At 35.0% G+C, this 15,872-nt stretch carries 17 protein-coding genes and 1 pseudogene; 5 read left to right on the top strand and 13 right to left on the bottom strand.

Annotation, left to right across the window (positions count from 1 at the left end; genetic code table 11):
• Nucleotides 1-53: 53 nt before the first annotated feature.
• From BVG17_RS08320 to wmk (BVG17_RS08305), 5 genes are all read left to right on the top strand, one after another.
• Entirely contained in the window at nucleotides 54-1,241 is a 1,188-nt protein-coding gene (locus BVG17_RS08320; RefSeq protein ID WP_177429438.1) for a hypothetical protein, read from the top strand.
• A gap of 406 nt (nucleotides 1,242-1,647) precedes the next feature.
• The gene (locus tag BVG17_RS10110) at nucleotides 1,648-1,770 is read left to right on the top strand and encodes a hypothetical protein (RefSeq protein ID WP_255446080.1); all 123 of its coding nucleotides are present in this window, start codon (nucleotides 1,648-1,650) and stop codon (nucleotides 1,768-1,770) included.
• Between the two features lie 43 nt (nucleotides 1,771-1,813).
• Entirely contained in the window at nucleotides 1,814-3,085 is a 1,272-nt protein-coding gene (gene ltrA / locus BVG17_RS08315; RefSeq protein WP_143688811.1) for a group II intron reverse transcriptase/maturase, read from the top strand.
• Between the two features lie 117 nt (nucleotides 3,086-3,202).
• Nucleotides 3,203-4,111, top strand: coding sequence for a WO male-killing family protein Wmk (wmk, locus tag BVG17_RS08310; protein WP_006013992.1), 909 nt, complete (start codon nucleotides 3,203-3,205; stop codon nucleotides 4,109-4,111).
• Nucleotides 4,112-4,200: 89 nt separating this feature from the next.
• Nucleotides 4,201-5,136: a WO male-killing family protein Wmk gene (gene wmk, locus BVG17_RS08305; RefSeq protein ID WP_143688974.1), complete on the top strand. Its 936-nt coding sequence runs from the start codon at nucleotides 4,201-4,203 to the stop codon at nucleotides 5,134-5,136.
• 95 nt (nucleotides 5,137-5,231) lie between these two features.
• Here wmk (BVG17_RS08305) and BVG17_RS08300 read toward each other — a convergent pair whose 3' ends face one another.
• The 13 genes and pseudogenes from BVG17_RS08300 to BVG17_RS08240 all read right to left on the bottom strand — a co-directional run bounded on the left by BVG17_RS08300 (nucleotide 5,232) and on the right by BVG17_RS08240 (nucleotide 15,871).
• Complete coding sequence (locus BVG17_RS08300; protein ID WP_143688973.1) at nucleotides 5,232-6,146, bottom strand: patatin-like phospholipase family protein; 915 nt, start codon at nucleotides 6,144-6,146, stop codon at nucleotides 5,232-5,234.
• An 8-nt stretch (nucleotides 6,147-6,154) separates the two neighbouring features.
• A complete protein-coding gene (locus BVG17_RS08295) occupies nucleotides 6,155-6,370 on the bottom strand; it encodes a hypothetical protein (protein ID WP_006015629.1) in 216 nt (71 codons plus the stop codon).
• Between the two features lie 67 nt (nucleotides 6,371-6,437).
• Nucleotides 6,438-6,971, bottom strand: a complete 534-nt coding sequence (locus BVG17_RS08290) for an ankyrin repeat domain-containing protein (protein WP_006015625.1) — start codon at nucleotides 6,969-6,971, stop codon at nucleotides 6,438-6,440.
• 52 nt (nucleotides 6,972-7,023) lie between these two features.
• Nucleotides 7,024-7,968, bottom strand: coding sequence for a contractile injection system protein, VgrG/Pvc8 family (locus BVG17_RS08285; RefSeq protein ID WP_006015622.1), 945 nt, complete (start codon nucleotides 7,966-7,968; stop codon nucleotides 7,024-7,026).
• The gene (locus BVG17_RS08280; RefSeq protein WP_006015620.1) at nucleotides 7,969-8,178 is read right to left on the bottom strand and encodes a tail protein X; all 210 of its coding nucleotides are present in this window, start codon (nucleotides 8,176-8,178) and stop codon (nucleotides 7,969-7,971) included.
• Nucleotides 8,175-8,522, bottom strand: a complete 348-nt coding sequence (locus BVG17_RS08275) for a phage tail protein (protein ID WP_039950887.1) — start codon at nucleotides 8,520-8,522, stop codon at nucleotides 8,175-8,177. Before BVG17_RS08275 ends, BVG17_RS08280 begins: the two co-directional genes overlap by 4 nt.
• A pseudogene (locus tag BVG17_RS10440) lies at nucleotides 8,480-10,795 on the bottom strand (phage tail tape measure protein). The gene BVG17_RS08275 and the pseudogene BVG17_RS10440 overlap by 43 nt, the downstream one beginning before the upstream one ends.
• A 109-nt stretch (nucleotides 10,796-10,904) precedes the next feature.
• Nucleotides 10,905-11,162 (bottom strand): phage tail assembly protein, encoded by a 258-nt coding sequence (locus BVG17_RS08265; RefSeq protein ID WP_006015605.1) that lies wholly within the window; start codon nucleotides 11,160-11,162, stop codon nucleotides 10,905-10,907.
• A 131-nt stretch (nucleotides 11,163-11,293) separates the two neighbouring features.
• Entirely contained in the window at nucleotides 11,294-12,193 is a 900-nt protein-coding gene (locus tag BVG17_RS08260; RefSeq protein ID WP_063631161.1) for an Rpn family recombination-promoting nuclease/putative transposase, read from the bottom strand.
• A 95-nt stretch (nucleotides 12,194-12,288) separates the two neighbouring features.
• A complete protein-coding gene (locus BVG17_RS08255; protein WP_006015599.1) occupies nucleotides 12,289-12,795 on the bottom strand; it encodes a phage major tail tube protein in 507 nt (168 codons plus the stop codon).
• A gap of 15 nt (nucleotides 12,796-12,810) precedes the next feature.
• Nucleotides 12,811-13,986, bottom strand: coding sequence for a phage tail sheath subtilisin-like domain-containing protein (locus BVG17_RS08250; protein WP_010405438.1), 1,176 nt, complete (start codon nucleotides 13,984-13,986; stop codon nucleotides 12,811-12,813).
• Between the two features lie 317 nt (nucleotides 13,987-14,303).
• Nucleotides 14,304-15,680: a hypothetical protein gene (locus BVG17_RS08245; protein ID WP_143688972.1), complete on the bottom strand. Its 1,377-nt coding sequence runs from the start codon at nucleotides 15,678-15,680 to the stop codon at nucleotides 14,304-14,306.
• Complete coding sequence (locus BVG17_RS08240) at nucleotides 15,677-15,871, bottom strand: hypothetical protein (protein WP_006015580.1); 195 nt, start codon at nucleotides 15,869-15,871, stop codon at nucleotides 15,677-15,679. The genes BVG17_RS08245 and BVG17_RS08240 overlap by 4 nt, the downstream gene beginning before the upstream one ends.
• Nucleotide 15,872 lies beyond the last annotated feature (1 nt).

Genomic DNA, 15,872 nt, shown 5'->3' with positions numbered 1-15,872 from the left:
GTAATAAAGTAGGTTATAGACTTAGTAAAGTATATTTAATAGCGGAGGCTAATATGGTTAATAAAATAATTGTACCTTTTGATGATCAAGAAGGAGGTACTTACGAGTTAAACATTGATCTTGATAGATTATCAAAAGGTGAGGTGTTAAATGCTATTGTAGGAATAGGTCGTACTAACACCTTTGTAAGCAAAATTAATAAGGCTAAAAAGCCTGAAGAAATAGCACCTTTCCCTGGTAGAGAAGTTCGCGAAAACAAAATCAACTATGGGAAAGGATTTGACTATGTTTATGGCACAAAACCTGTAAGTGATCAAGAAGATAAAAATCCATTTGCTTCAGCTTTGAAAAAAATAAAGCCAAGTGCAGAAAAGTTGAGCTGGTTTAAGAGTGCTGTGGTAAGAGCAAAAAGTCCAAATGAACTGCACAAGGTTGTAGACGAAGCACTAGCTGCTGGAGCAAGGCTAAATGCATGTAATGATGGAGAGTGGAGCCTCGCGGAATATGTGATACTGGGCACACATTTTCATAAATTTGATAAGGCTGATCGTAAAAAGCTAATACGTAAATTAATGCTAAACGGTGCAGAGTTTCATGATACTTTATTGGAGAATAAATTGATAGGTGAAATCTATAATGAGCTACAACCAGAAGTTCAGCCACATATAGATGAGAGACTAGAAGAACTAGAGAAAGCTGGCGAAAGTGCTGTGCAAGAAGGAGAATTAATAGATGTTGAAATAGATAATACAACATCGTATATAGAATTTTCTGGGGATAGCAAGGTAGAGGTAGCCAAAATACTGGAAGCAAAAAGAGAGCTAGGAAGTAATATTTTAAAAATTGGCAATGATGCAGTTGAGGTTAAAAGTGAGAAGGGAGGTATAAGAAACTATATCGATATGTCAGATGGAAGCTCTATTATATTAGAATTTCCTACAAGCATTGGTAAGCTAGATATTATATTGTACCACGATGTAAAAAAATATGATCAAGTACAAGTCAGAGTAGAAAATAAGGAAATGTGGTCTAAATTACAAGAAAGAGGCGAAGAAATAGGAAAAAATTGTCTTTTTGCTGGAGTAAAACTTAAAGAAGCAGTAGAAAAGGGAAGTTTTATGAGATGTGGCATATGGAATAGCAAGCAGCTTATGAAGGAGGTTGATAGCCCAAGTGAAAAATTGTCTTCATGGGTAGATAAAGTACGTGAAAATAGTAAAGAAACTTGTAGGGGGCTTTAATTCATTTATTTTAAGGTTCCAGAGTCTAGTGTGCCGTAGAGACACAAGGAATGTTCAAGTAAGAGCAAACTAAGTGCAAAAGCTACGCAATAGATGGGGGTGGGCCCCTCGGAGCCGGCTTACAAGAGCAGGCTTCAAACAACCATAAGCTGCTTTGGTAAAAAGCTAAGGTAGTGAGCGTTATGGAAAAGGCGCAAATATGCGTCATGTGTAAAATAGAGAGATGAATGAAAATGAACCACTGATAAAGTGTCGAAAGGAATTGGATGATGTCAAAACCAGGGGTTAGACTTAACCTGGGATAAATCTATCGGGAGCTTGTTTACTGGATAGATGGCGTCCGGCATAGAGGTGGCATGAATCTATTTTGGGCTATTGCGTGGAACTGCGGGAACCTGTCGTTTCGATGATAAGGGAGAAATCCAAGGAGCTGATCTCTGAGGATGAGAGTACCGATGCGGAAAACAGGGGCGGATCAGCTCGTAGTAGTGAAGAAGTTTCTGTAATGGAAATGGAGCGAAGGAGCTGAGTTATTTAGTTTTAGTTATTTATCAACCGAAAGGGAGGAGTTAATGAATAAAACAAAGTCTTGTGATATACCAAAGAAACTTATTTGGAGAGCTTATAAACAAGTATCGAAAAATAGAGGTGCTGCTGGTGTAGATGGGGTTTCGATAACAAAGTTTGAGGAAAATCTAAAAGATAATCTATACAAACTATGGAATCGTATGTCATCCGGAAGTTATTTTCCAGAGCCTGTAAAAGCTGTAGCAATACCGAAAGATATGGGAGGAGGACAAAGAATTTTATGTGTTCCTTCAGTATCAGATAGGATAGCGCAAACAGCAGCAACAATGTATCTCGAACCGTTAGTGGAGCCAAAATTCCATGAGGATTCATATGGTTATAGATCGAATAAATCAGCATTGGATGCGGTAGATACAGCGCGTAAGAGATGCTGGAAGTACGATTGGGTGGTAGACCTTGATATATCAGGGTTCTTCGACAATCTGGATCACGAATTAGTTTTGCAAGCTATCAAGAAACACACAGACTGCAAATGGGTCATACTATATGTTGAAAGGTGGATGAAATCCCCTATACAACTTGCAGATGGCAGTAAAGTAGTTAGGGATAAAGGAGTTCCGCAAGGAGGTTCAGTTAGCCCAATCATCTCTAATATATTCATGCATCATGTGTTTGATATATGGATGAAAAAGAACTATCCGACGGTACCATTTGAGAGATATGTGGACGATGCGATAGTGCACTGCAGAACAGAGAAACAGACAGGATTTGTGAAAGTAATGATCGAAGAGAGATTGGCTGAGTATAGGTTGAAATTACATCCTAAAAAGACACAGATAGTGTACTGTAAGGATGACAATAGGAGAGATGAATTTCCTAAACAAAGTTTTGATTTTCTGGGTTACACATTCAGACCCAGGTTAGCAAGAAATAAAATAGGGAAGCATTTTGTTTCATTTCTCCCAGCAATTAGCAACAAGGCCAAGAAAAAGATTACTACAACCATAAGATCATGGAAAATGCTACGAAATACGCATATAACATTAGAGGAGATATCAGGAAAAGTAAATCCAATAGTCAGAGGCTGGTATCAGTACTATGGCAAATTTTACAGAACTGAGGTCTACAAATCTCTAAAGAATGTAGAGCGGCATCTAGAAAAGTGGGTCAAAAGGAAATATAAGAGACTCAGGAGTCACGGAAGACTAGCAAGACAATTTCTAGGAAAGGTGAGAGATAGGTCTCCAAATATTTTCTATCATTGGACACTAGGTTTAGGGTCAAAAAGGCTAAATAATGGGAGCTGTATAAGCTGAGAGGTTTATGTACAGTTCTGCGAGAGACTGGTAGGGGAAGTTCCACTGGTCTACTCTCCCCATTATATCTGGAGCCTTTGAGCTATAGTAGAAAATATTATATGTATGGTTCTTTGTATGGAAAAAAGTCTAGACTGTGAGGTAGGGCAAAAAGTAAAAAATTGGAGGTTAGAGAGAGGGTATACTCAGAAGGATTTAGCGGAGAAGGTTGGTGTAAAGTACTGGGCAATACTGCAATATGAAAAAGGGAGTCGTAAAATTCCAATTAAGAAATTATATGCTATAGCAGAAGCATTATCAGTAAATGTTAAAGGTCTAGTTTGTGGAGAGACGCTACCAAATGAAAAAAGATATTTTGAAGATGAAGAAATATTAAATTTAGTAAAGGGTTATAAAGATAAAGAATTAAGCGAGGTATTTTATTTATTAACCAAATTTATTCGTTTGAGTGAGGAAAGAAGCAGAAAAGCGGTAAAAATAGAAGTAGCAAGGGGTTTGATGAAAGTAGGAGTTTCTGCTCATGTTATCTCTCGAACAACTAACTTATCTATTGGTGAGTATGAGGAGAACAAAATTCCGGTTCCATACAAAGTAGGGCAAAGGATAAAAGAGTGGAGATTGATACGAGGATATACACAAAAAGATTTAGCGAATAAAGTTGGCATAACAAATCAAGGAATATACGAATATGAACAAGGGAGAGCTGCTGTCTCACTTGAAATGTTAGATGAAATAGCAAAGGTATTATCAATCAGTATCATAGATCTACTTCCCGAATCAGATGAGGATAGTGAAGCGGAAGAAAAGCTATCAAAGTTGATAGAAGAATACAAAAAGATTGAGAGTCGGGAATTACGCGATATGCTAATCAAGTCTTTATTTGAAGGTATACATGTTTATAGAGAAAAGGTCAGAGAGGAAAAGAAGATTGAAGTTGCAAGGAATTTAGTGAAAGAAGGAATTTCTGTTGATATTATCTTGCAAACGACAGGCTTATCAAATTATATGATTGAGAAATTTTTGTGATTTCATAAAAACTTAGCCAATAGTGGATTTTTTTGTGATAGAATATATGTTTGCTTCTGTAGGAAAAACAGCTTTTAGAGGATTTATCTATGATAATTCAGAGCATATTGAGCTACGAGCTGGGGAAAAAAATAGAAGGTTGTAGGATAGTACAAGGGTATACTCAGGCAAAATTAGCAAGCAAAATTGGTTTAACACATAAGGAAATACATAACTTTGAACTAGGGTGCAAGGCTATTACAATCAAAGAATCGTATATAATAGCAGGAGCATTGTCAGTTAATGTTATAGATCTACTTCCAGGACCAACAGTACTAAGAGAAAACAGTTGGTATGAAGATGAGGATAAAGAAATAGTCTATCTAACAAAAATACATAGAGAAATTAAGGATCAGGAATTACGCAAGAAGCTGTATCCATTAGTAAGGTTTGTATATATTAGCGAGAAAATTAGCCAAGAAGAAGCAAAAATAGAAGTAGCAAAGAATCTAGTGAAAGAAGGAGTTTCAGTTGATATTATTTCCCAAGTGACTCGCTTATCTACTTACGAATATGATGATATAGAGAAAGAAATTTGTACTGATTCTATACTCTACAAAGTGGGGAAAAGGATAAAAGAGCAGAGATTAATACGGGAATACACTCAGGAGGACTTGGCAAATAAAATCGGTTCAACACCTAAAGAAATACACGACTATGAACGAGGATATACAGACATTCCAATTGAAATATTATATAAGATAGCAAAGACATTATCAGTTAACATTAAAGCTCTTGGACTAACAGAATATGAAAATGAGCCAGTTTTTGGGTTTATAGGTAAATGCGAAAAAATTGAGGATCAAGAATTACTGGATACGGTAGCTAGATCTTTATCTGAAGGAATGCAAACTGGTAAAGAAAAGGTTAAAAAAGCAGAGAAAATCAAGATTGCAAAAGATCTAGTTAAGGAAGGTGTTGCTATTGATATTATTGTGCGAGCAAGTGGCCTAACTGCTGATGAGTTGGGTGAGTGTGAAAATTGAATGTGTTTAAGATATAAGTAAAGTTAGTTAATGATTTAACCAGCAGAATTTGCTAACCAACTTTTTTGGCTCAGTTGAATTTTGCTTGGTATAAATTAAGATATGAAATCGCAAAGTTTATCTATTAATTTCTGGTTGTCCTCTATCATTGCATTTGCCTCTTGCTGAAGAGATTTGATATTTTTGAGTGTAATATTGTCCATCTCAGTCGATGCTACTTTCAATTGCGATTGTATTCTTATATATTTATCGTCTATTACTTGTTCTAGTTGATAATCAACGCAATCCAATCCAGAGGCAAACATCACATTCAGTAGTGGCTTGATCCACCCTATTTTGCCAAATTTCCTTGAGTTAGCATACTTTATACTTCTATCTGTTCCACCAGTGCCTATTGATAGCAGTATAATCTCATCATTTGGAAATAACCTCTTACCACTTGCATATGCACAAGCCGCTGGATTATTTGCAAACACTCCACCATCTATCAATACTCTCTCTGTTTGGCTAATTTTCAGACGTTTTGGTGTGAAGTACGTTGGAGCAGCTGTTGTAGCTCTGAGTGCATCTTTCAACTTAATGTTTTTTTCTTTCCAACTTTTGAAGAAAAATTCACAACTATTGTGAATGTCATAACTGGTGAGTAGTAGATTACTCGCAACATCGGCCATAGTACTTTCACCAAAGTATTTGTTGAGAATAAATTCCATATTTCTATATGAGTACTGAGAACCACTCAGCCAAGAAGCAATTGATTTTCTCCAAAATGATGATTGAAAGATATATGCTCCATACTCTTGATAAAGTTCAACCAAATCATTGGCAGAGTATTGAAGTTTATTGCTTTTACAAAGTCCAGCAACAATAATCCCACCGGTTGAGGTTCCTGCCATTAAATCAAAAATCTGGGAAATTGGCTTTTTTGTCCTAGATTCAATTTCTGCTAGAATAATGGCAGGTATTATCCCTCTAATGCCACCTCCATCAACGGATAAAATGTATTTTACCACTGTGAAATTTATTTGTGTTTTTGCTCAAGCTCATTAACTTCTTCAATGAGGTTTTTTACCCGCTCCTCAAGGCGATAAACTGTTTCCATTAGTTCGTGATTTCGTTCTATAAATTGATCATGAATTTGTACTTTTAAATCAAGCTTAGCGAGCCACCAAATTGTTGCTATGGTCTGTATTACTATCGTTACTATTACTGTGATTGGGATTTTTTGCTTTTTCATGTGAAGATATTAACTTGTTATGGATAGTTTTAGAAGTTTATATACAGATTATAGAAAACTTACAGCTTTAGTGATTTCTTTCTATTGATTTGTATCGATCCTCTGCTTCTGCAAGTAGCTTAATGATTTCATCATAAGGTTTGTCCTTATTATGCCGTGATCTTAATACAGCAATTTTCCTTGGTGTTTTTCCATCTGTATCTCTAATGGTAGGGTCTGAACCTTTGTCTAATAAAAATCTAATTATCTCCAATTTGCCTTCATATGTAGCTGCATGTAAAGGTGTCCATCTTTCATATTTCGTAGCATTTATATCAACTCCTTTTTCTACTAGGAATTTTACAACCTCTGCACATCCCTCTTCTGCAGCATAATGTAGTGCTGTTAATTTAGGGATCTGCACATTAATATCTAATAGATTTTCTACTAAGAATTTTACAGTCTCTAAGTTACAATTTTGAGAAGCAATGCGTAATATCGTTTTATAATTATCTGCAGCCTTTGCCTTCATGTAGGAATAGGTAGCAATAATACATACTATTACTGTTATAAGCCACCAAAAATGCAGCTTGTTTTTTGTATCTTGACCCAATTTATCCATATTCAACATCTTTTTAATATTAAATAGATCATTTACTCATTTTTTATTAACATTACTTACTCAAAGATGCTGACAACATAGTAAGGTAACCTGAGCTATTTAAAGTATGCTCCGCTCTATTAACTATCCATTCACCATCTACCGCTTGGTTAAAGTCTATAAGATTAAGTTTAGCTTCTGCAAAAATTTGAGGATTACCAGGCATAGTTATATCTAAAGCTTCATTGTTACGCTTCAATTGTTTCAACTTGGCATTTGCTGCACTCAGCGCTGACTCTGCATTAGAGTAAAGTTCCAGCATAATATAACTTGGCTCGCTACTACCAACTGTTTCTTTAATAGTTTCGCCCTTTTCATAGCTATGCCACTTTGCCACTACTGAATTATACTTATCACGTACGGTAAAATGTACTTTCCAGTTAATTGTATCTTGAGGTCTAATAGTCGTTGTTCCTAAAGCTTTTCCTGTGGCTGATTTTGCCATATTCTTTGAAATAAACAATATATACCCACCAGCTAATTTTGCCATTGCTTCACGCTCTGTTGCGATCTTTGTTAACAGACTTATATCACTTTCATCTGCCTGATTAATATGGGGTATCAATACACTCTTAAATTCCTTAGCGACTTTGTATCCATATCCATGTTTTTGGGCTATTTCTTTTACTAAGTTTTCTATGGTAATTTGGCGCCATTCTTTTGATACTTTTGCCTTCAAAGATATTCTTAAATTTGTTGCATGAGCTTTGATTAGTAGAGTCTTAGGTGGACCCTGTATAGTCACTTCGTTGACTGTATATATACCCATTGGAAAGATTCCAAATTCCTTATAACCTAGTGCTATGTTCAATTCATTCGGAATATCTATGTCTTCATCCCTGTAATTAACACACACTTCAACTACATCATCTATTATTCCTGATTCATCTGTAAGGTGCAATGATATAACTCTATCTTTAATTGATTCACATTTATCTATTATAAAATCTGGCTGCATTTATTCCCAGACCTTTAATTTTGACTTTTGTACTATTTTCTTAATAGTAGGAAGCTTTATCTTTAATCCTGCAGGCAAAAAGCTTCCGTATTCTGCCAAACCTAAGTTCTCTGCTAGTACTAATTCCACTACTCCATCAGTAAATCCGTAATGTTTCCAGCAAATCAGATCTAACATCTCATTTTCTTTACTCACATAGTATACAGTCATCTATAGCTTTTTAAACTCAAACTAAATTCAACTTTTCTTGGTAGTCCATTAGGTAAAAAATACATCTGCTTTTCTTCTAACCTAGTAATTACGAATTGTCCTAAAATATTACCTAAACTATCTACTAAAATATGTGGTTTTTCAGCTTCTTTCACACTCTTTAATTGATTTAGCCCGTTGAGATTATGCAGATAAATCATTCCTTCTAAATCTATATTTTCTACACCTTGACCGATATTTTGTAATAGTGGCATATTTTCAATACACTCAATCGTGCTCCAACGATTTTCTTTGCTATACTTTAAACTTGTGGGAGCAAATTTATAAGGGCCAAGAGACAACATTTTAATAACGAGTCTATGGTATCAAATAAACATCACGTGACTTTTCTCTTATCCTTTTTATTACTTCATCTGCAAGACTATGAACATCTTGATTTGGCTCTGCTTTAATGCTGATAGTATAATTATTAGTGATGTTCTGAGTTTTATTTTGTTCTTTATTTTCAAACTTACTCCTTGCAAATATCTTATCGCTCTCTGTCTCCTCAATAAGGCTTTTGACTCTGAAGCTATTTTTATTTCTCTTTGAAAATTCTTTAATTATACTGTTACCTAGCACAGGATTTCCACTGTTGAGAATATTACTCTTTATGGTAGTATGGACTGCTTTTATTTCAGTTTTTCTTTTTTCAAATTCTTTCAGTGGGCTATTTTCCAATACTTTTCCAAATACACTTTCCCCTATCCATGAAAAAGCTTTTCCTATAGGTTCAATGAGTGATTTCCACAAGCTAGAGAAAAAGTCTTTCACCTTTTGCCAGTTAGCTATAACAAGAGCTGCACCAGCAACAAGACTTGCTATTAAAAATCCAATCGGGTTACTCATTACAGCAAGTGTTACTGCTCTTAGTCCTGTTATTACTGCAGGAAAAACTGTAGCTGATAAAAATGAAAATGTTGCAATTATTTTTGCTCTTAAACCGAGAACTGTACTTGCTAAAAAAGTAAACCCATAACCTAAGCCCACTACTAAGATTTTCAAACTTATTAAAGCTGCTATAGTTCCTATGATTGCTGTAGTTAAGGTTGGATATTTTTCTGCAAATAAGGCTATGCTCCTAGTTTTTTCTTGTAAAAATTCAGCTATAAATTTTAAAGTAGGCAGCATCACCGAGCCCAGGTTCATACCAACTTCAGCTATTGCATTTCGAAGGAGTCTTAATTTATTGGCTGTAGTGTCTGCACGATTTTTTGAATTCTTTTTGCAGAGAGCTTCCATACTTTTCTGTATTAGCCAATAACTTTATTGCATCCTCATACTTATTAAAACTTCCAGCTAATAATGCAATATCATCTTGATATTCCTGACCGAAAAGTTTCATAAGGATTGTAGAACGTTCCTGGTTATCCATTTTCTTTAGAGTTTGAAAAAAATAGAGTAATGCTTCTTCGCCGTTTTCGCTTATTCTTTGTACTATTTCTTCTGCAGTTATTCCCATTTGCTCTAATGCTGCTTTAAAATCCCCTCCTTGTTCTTCAGCAGTCTGAAGTTTACTAAGTAGAGCATTTATAGCAGTTGCAGCTTTTTCAGGTGTTTTACCTAAGCTAATGAAAGCATTTGCTAAACTACTTGTTTTCTCGATATCCAAACCAAACTGCTTTGCAGTACCACCAACTATTGCTAGAGTTTCAACCATATCTCTTGCTTTAGCAGCAGTGTTATCTGATAAGTGGTTGATCACATTACCAACATGTTCCATTTTACTAACATCAATGCCATAAACGTTAGAGAGTTTAGCTATAGAATCACCTGCTTGCTCTGCAGACATATCAAATGCTGTAGACATTTTTGCCACTGTTTCTGTAAACATAAAAAGATCTTCTTTCTTGATACCAAGTTGACCACCACTTGCAGCTATTTGTGCCAGTTCTGCGGCTGATAATGGTATAGTGCGTGACATCTCTTTTAACTTCTTTGCAAATTTAGTTGCTTCATCCGTTCCTTTTTTAAAATCTACCACTTTTGTAACATCAGCCATAGCACTTTCAAAGTCAATCGCAACTTTAACTGGAGCTGCAAGCGTTAGCCCTAGCCCAATAGTCTCTATAATTTGTGACTTAAAATGTGCTTTGCTTGCTAAAAAACTTTGGTGACTACGTATTGCAGACCCAAGCTTACCATACTTACCTTTTAGCACTTCAATAGAAGAACCAAGTTTATATTGATCACTTACTAATGACTTAATATTTCTTCCACTTTTCCTTACTTCTTCATTAAATGAATGCAAAGCATCTCTCTTTTTCAAATATGCTTCTTTTGCTTTTGTTGCAGAAAACTTAGCTTTATCAAATTCAGCTTTTAAAGTTTTGCTCGGTTTCTCTATTGCTTTCATTTGTTTAGCTAAAGATTTTACTTGATCTTCAAAGCCCTTCCACGACCTCCTGCTAGTCAAAACATCACTACCCAACTGCTTAAATTTTGATACTGATTTTAAAGATGAGTCAAGCTTTCTTATGTTCTCACCAAGATGAGTAAGTTGACTACTACTGCCCTTTATTACAGTATTAAAACTGCCATCAAGTACTGCACCTATTTTTATCGATAATACTGACATTTGAACTCCCTAGCTAATTTGCTCCATAAAATAAATTCACTAATCTCCATATCAAGTATTTGTTCAACTCCGCCTCCTACAACAGAGCTGAACATTAATACTTCTGACCTCAAGTTCTTTGAATAACTGGTGAAAAAAAATCCTTGAGCACCTCTTGTACTTTAACATAATCAGCAATATCTAACTCCTCAATTGATTCTTTTGCCACTGATGTTAAGTTCGCTGTCAGAGTGACTTCTTTACTTAGATCACTACCATTTAAGCGTTCAATTGCAAGATAATCTCTAACTTTTGGACGTCTAACGGTAAGTTCTGAGACAGAAATTCCATCAACTGTAATTGGGTTATTAAGTGTTATAGCTTGCATGTTCCTCCTTAAAAATTAATTAAATAAAAGTCTGCTTGGCTTTTACATAACTAATTTTTTTTACTATAGTTTTTGTGTTTGATTAACGACCCTTTATACTAAATTTCTCAATATAAAAATGATAATAGGGTTTATTTTTCCTCAACTTGGATTAATTCTTGAACTTCATCGACAGAAAGACCTGTACACTTGACAATAGTGCTAATATCAACATTATTAGTCAACATCGCTTTTGCAACTTCAATCTTTCCTTCAATCTTTCCTTCAATCTTTCCTTCAATCTTTCCTTCTTTTTTGGCATCATCAAGTTTTTGAGCAAGAGCAGCCTGCTCATCACGAATACGCTTGACCTCTTGTTCGTAGGCTATAAATTCTTTTTCTGACCAGTTGAACCTATTTAGCTCTTCATAAGCTTTTTTGATTATTACGTCACTTCCTATTATCCTTTCCAGCTCTTCTTCACCTGTTTCGTCAGCGTACTTAAAAAAATATACCCACTTCTCAACTATATTTGAAAGCTGATCTTCTTTAGTTTTGGGAAATTTAGGCAATTCAATAAATACAAAGTAAAAATCTTTTAGATCATGTTCATTAGTATCTTCATCGCGAATAGTGTGCTTTGATCTATACTCAGACTTATCAGGAAACAGTATACAATCTGCTATAGCAATAAAAATAATTTCCTTAAGATCATGGTATTGATCACCCTTGTCAGCTTGTCTTGAATAGGCTTTAGCAGCATAGTACTGAGCTCGTTTTTCAAAGCCTTTGGTTTTAGCGACCTGCATCTCAATTATCCATTGCACTCCTGTTGAATCTCTACATAGCACGTCAACAATACTTTGCTTTTTAGAGGCAATCTCAGGATCTTGAATAGTACTTAAGAACTCTATATCCTGTATTGCATTTTTGCCAGTAAAATTCAAAATATCATTGAGGAAGTGAATGAGGATGTCTTTATTCTTTTCTGTACCAAAGATACGACGAAATGCTATATCATTTTTAGGATCGAGAAATTTAGATAAAGCCATAGCAAAAATGCCTAAAAAACGTTAATAATTATACAGTATTATTAGTAATTTTTCAATAAAAAAGTGGTTGTATAAAAAGGCATCCATCTATTCCATTAAATCCCTAAAATCGTTTGCAGCAAGGCCATTTGATCAACACCATTTATCTTTCTCATCATATTTTCAGCATCGATTTCTATCAGCTCATTGCCACTTATCGTAAGTTTATAGTAATGGGCAGCTACCGTGCATTTGAGAGTGGCTTTTTCAGCAGGTTTCCAGCTACCAAAATCAAATTCCTTGAATATGCCCCTAAGGTTGATAATTACTCCTTCAATATCATTGTTTCCGCTGCCTTGTAATCCTCCTCTTAGCGTCAAAGATACCGAATTTCCATTTATCAACCCAAATAGCCGAAAGAGCTCTGTATCGTATTCAGAAAAAGTGAAATCTGCTTCAAGTTTCTCCATCCCCATATCTATATTTACTGGAATATCCATACCACCAGCTCTATATTCCTCAGTTTTAATGGTGAGCTTCGGCAAGGTTATCTCATCTATTTTTCCTGCATAACCACGACCATCTACGAATACATTAAAATTCTTTAAAATCTTCGGTAACATCTCTTTCTCCCATTTTTATAATATTGTACCACTCACAAGATGTGACCTGAAAGTAATCTGTTCTGCTGGATATGGCGGTGTAAACTCAAAATCAAAAAACACTTTTCCACTTGCAATGTTTGCCGGCGTATTGAGTTCTGGTGTTGCATAACATTTTCCGCTGATAATTGCCCCCTGTGCTTTCAGATGCGCAAGATAAGAATTCACCCCCTCAATTACATCATCTATATAAGTTTTGGTAATATTGCGATCAACTGCCCATAGATGAGCTCGAAGTAAACTATCATTGATTAAATCTGCAGTACGCCTCACTGACAGAAAAGCCCATTTCGAATCATTTGAACATGTTCTATTTCCCCAAAGCCTATAGCCATTTTGATGAATTATCGTTGTTACTTCATTTTCATTTAAGTGGTTTGCTCTACAATTTGTATTACCGAGCGTAAAATCAATAGGCCTGCTTGTTCCAACAATACCGTTTATTTCTTTATTTGAAGGTGAGTGCCAGAATCCTTGTTCGCTATCTACTTTCGCTATTAAACCAGCTACAAACGGGCTTGCTGGCAAAATTTCTTCTTCAATAAGTACCTTAACCCAAGGATCAATAATATAAACTCTTGAGCTACCTACACTTTTTCTCCACTTGATTGCTTCTTCATCATTAGTATTTGGTCCATCTGCAACAATAATTGCTCTTAATTTTTCTGCTATAGGAATTAATGCTGAAACCACTGAATTTTTGCCATCTTCTGGTAGTTGGTGAGTAAATTGAGGTGCAATTAATATTCTTGGAGCAATATGAACTATGCTTTCACTACTGAGGAATGCCTCTATCCCTTGATACTCTCCAGTCTCTTTATCAACACCGCCAATTATATTTTGGATAGTTTCACTTTCTTTGAGCTTTGAATCGCTGTTTTCACTTTCTTTAACTCGAATAACTACTACTGTTGCACCAATTTGGGAAAATACTCCATTTACTGCTGAAAAAAGAGTCCCCTTTTTGCCAAGTTTTACCGCTTCTTTTAAGCTTCCTGCAATTAACACTGGTTTATTTAGCGGAAATTTTTGCTCATCGGCTTCAGGTGCAGTACCAATTACACCTATCACTGATGATTTAGCTGTACGCACTGATCTTGTCCCTGAGGTAACCTCAATAACATTTACCCCATGTAAAAATTGTTCTGTCATAGCTATTATAAACTTTCTAAAGAATTCTTCACTTGCTTTTTAAAATTGTTAAGAAAACTCTTTGATTTTCTTTTGATTACTACTTTTTAAGATTTAGTATATTTATTAAAATAAAGACAAAAACTAGAAAATATAGAAAACTACGCATTTTGTAATAAGTCTTCTTGAATATTCTTTTCACTTCGTTTAATACTCTTTTGTTAAATAGTAACTTTTTTTACCAATAAAAATTCTTTGGTGCCTATGGCTTGTTTTTAAGCTCTAATATCTTACGTAGTGAAAGATACAAGTATTTTGGTTTCAACTTATATATTTTTTTAATGCCAAAGTTTATATGTTGCATCTAACCCTGGACATTGCCAAGCTCTTAGCGTCCTCTCTACGTCCACCTCAAGCCCTGTAGTTAAAAAATTGCTGCGAAAATTGTATATTCCCCACTGTATAAATTGACCATAGATTGTGCTATACGCATGCTCACTTGCAAAGAACTCAGGTGTCTCACCAACTCTTTCACCTTCTGAGTGAAGATTGGATGACGTATAAAGTAACACTGTAACGGTTTTTCCTGCTGGAATGATTATGTTACCTAATCCAATAAATTCAGAACTGCTAATTTCATGCTGATAAATACGTGTCCAAGTAATTCTCGAAATCTCTGACTTCCTTGTATTAGTTCTATCAGGTGTACCTATAAATAATCCTGCTCCCCCATAATTAACTTCATCTTTATACCACATTGCAGATCCAACAAAGTTTATAGTTTTACTTATATCTACATTGCTTGTGTTTTTTACGAATATTACTCCCAGTGCAGCATAAGGGTATTTCAGCATATTGAATTGCTCAGAAAATCCATCATACATGAATCTTGGGTATGATTCTCCATAGATAAATGTACCTTTGCTTCCCTCTAAAAAGCACAATTGTCTTGGCAGATAAAAACTAACATAGCTTGTATCATATGTGTGAGTACCTGCTAGTAGTTGTAACATATAGTCTGTTTTTGTTATATCACTACTCCACTGACCAAGCTCAGTTGTAAAAGTTCCGTGACCAAAGTAATTATTTTTTCTACTTAGTACACCAAATAAAAAAGGTAATGCTCCAGGTTCAATCATGTGACGATTTCTTACTTCTTTCATGATCGATGAACCGCTTGGCACATCATTAACAGTACGGAAGTTATTCACTAAACCTTTTAGACCATCTTTATGATCATTGCCAACACTGTTTATTGCTGCAATATTGGCATTCTTTCTCGTATCAAGTAGCGATAAATTTGTTGTTCCTTTTTCATCAATTCTCTTTAATAACTGCTTCTCTGATTCAGAGATCACTGCTAAAGAACTAGCTTTTTTATTATCCAGATCAGTTAAGTGTTTTCTTGCACTATCAAGAAGTTCTTTTAGCTTACGATCTGTCATTTGTACAATTTCAGAGACCGCACTTTTGTCGACTATTGATTCCAATGCTTTAGCAAGATATGCAAGCTGATCTGGAGTACTATTTACCGCTAAATCCTTAAGTCTTTTTTGTAGTGTATCAATTATCCCTTTTACTTCAGTCATCTGTACAACGTTGGCAATAGCTTTTTTATCTGCTATCAATTCCAGAGATTTTGCAAGATATGCAAGTTGATCAGGTGTGCTGGTTGCTGCTAAATCCTTTATCCTTTGGTATATTGCTTCTTTCATTCCCAAAAATTCAAAAAAGTTTCAAATCTAAATCGTTTAAAATTATTTTTTAGTTGATTATGTTTATCTTCTCTTTCGGTAATATCTTCATCTATTTTTTCTATAGCTCTTCGAATACGTACTACATCTTCCACTGCAATGTTTTCTGGATGTGGTAGTGTATATCCTCGTTTGCTTTGGTTATTTGGCATT

The organism is Wolbachia endosymbiont of Laodelphax striatellus (assembly GCF_007115015.1).
In the GTDB taxonomy this organism is placed as follows: domain Bacteria; phylum Pseudomonadota; class Alphaproteobacteria; order Rickettsiales; family Anaplasmataceae; genus Wolbachia.
This window is presented reverse-complemented; position numbering and strand designations above follow the sequence as displayed.

What these genes read in the sequence shown, in the direction of transcription:
- BVG17_RS08320 (WP_177429438.1), top strand. Translation starts at nt 54, where the DNA reads ATGGTTAATAAAATAATTGTACCTTTTGATGATCAAGAAGGAGGTACT.
- BVG17_RS10110 (WP_255446080.1), top strand. Translation starts at nt 1,648, where the DNA reads ATGATAAGGGAGAAATCCAAGGAGCTGATCTCTGAGGATGAGAGTACC.
- ltrA (WP_143688811.1), top strand. Translation starts at nt 1,814, where the DNA reads ATGAATAAAACAAAGTCTTGTGATATACCAAAGAAACTTATTTGGAGA.
- wmk (WP_006013992.1), top strand. Translation starts at nt 3,203, where the DNA reads ATGGAAAAAAGTCTAGACTGTGAGGTAGGGCAAAAAGTAAAAAATTGG.
- wmk (WP_143688974.1), top strand. Translation starts at nt 4,201, where the DNA reads ATGATAATTCAGAGCATATTGAGCTACGAGCTGGGGAAAAAAATAGAA.
- BVG17_RS08295 (WP_006015629.1), bottom strand. Translation starts at nt 6,370, where the DNA reads ATGAAAAAGCAAAAAATCCCAATCACAGTAATAGTAACGATAGTAATA.
- BVG17_RS08290 (WP_006015625.1), bottom strand. Translation starts at nt 6,971, where the DNA reads ATGGATAAATTGGGTCAAGATACAAAAAACAAGCTGCATTTTTGGTGG.
- BVG17_RS08285 (WP_006015622.1), bottom strand. Translation starts at nt 7,968, where the DNA reads ATGCAGCCAGATTTTATAATAGATAAATGTGAATCAATTAAAGATAGA.
- BVG17_RS08280 (WP_006015620.1), bottom strand. Translation starts at nt 8,178, where the DNA reads ATGACTGTATACTATGTGAGTAAAGAAAATGAGATGTTAGATCTGATT.
- BVG17_RS08275 (WP_039950887.1), bottom strand. Translation starts at nt 8,522, where the DNA reads ATGTTGTCTCTTGGCCCTTATAAATTTGCTCCCACAAGTTTAAAGTAT.
- BVG17_RS08265 (WP_006015605.1), bottom strand. Translation starts at nt 11,162, where the DNA reads ATGCAAGCTATAACACTTAATAACCCAATTACAGTTGATGGAATTTCT.
- BVG17_RS08260 (WP_063631161.1), bottom strand. Translation starts at nt 12,193, where the DNA reads ATGGCTTTATCTAAATTTCTCGATCCTAAAAATGATATAGCATTTCGT.
- BVG17_RS08255 (WP_006015599.1), bottom strand. Translation starts at nt 12,795, where the DNA reads ATGTTACCGAAGATTTTAAAGAATTTTAATGTATTCGTAGATGGTCGT.
- BVG17_RS08250 (WP_010405438.1), bottom strand. Translation starts at nt 13,986, where the DNA reads ATGACAGAACAATTTTTACATGGGGTAAATGTTATTGAGGTTACCTCA.
- BVG17_RS08245 (WP_143688972.1), bottom strand. Translation starts at nt 15,680, where the DNA reads ATGAAAGAAGCAATATACCAAAGGATAAAGGATTTAGCAGCAACCAGC.
- BVG17_RS08240 (WP_006015580.1), bottom strand. Translation starts at nt 15,871, where the DNA reads ATGCCAAATAACCAAAGCAAACGAGGATATACACTACCACATCCAGAA.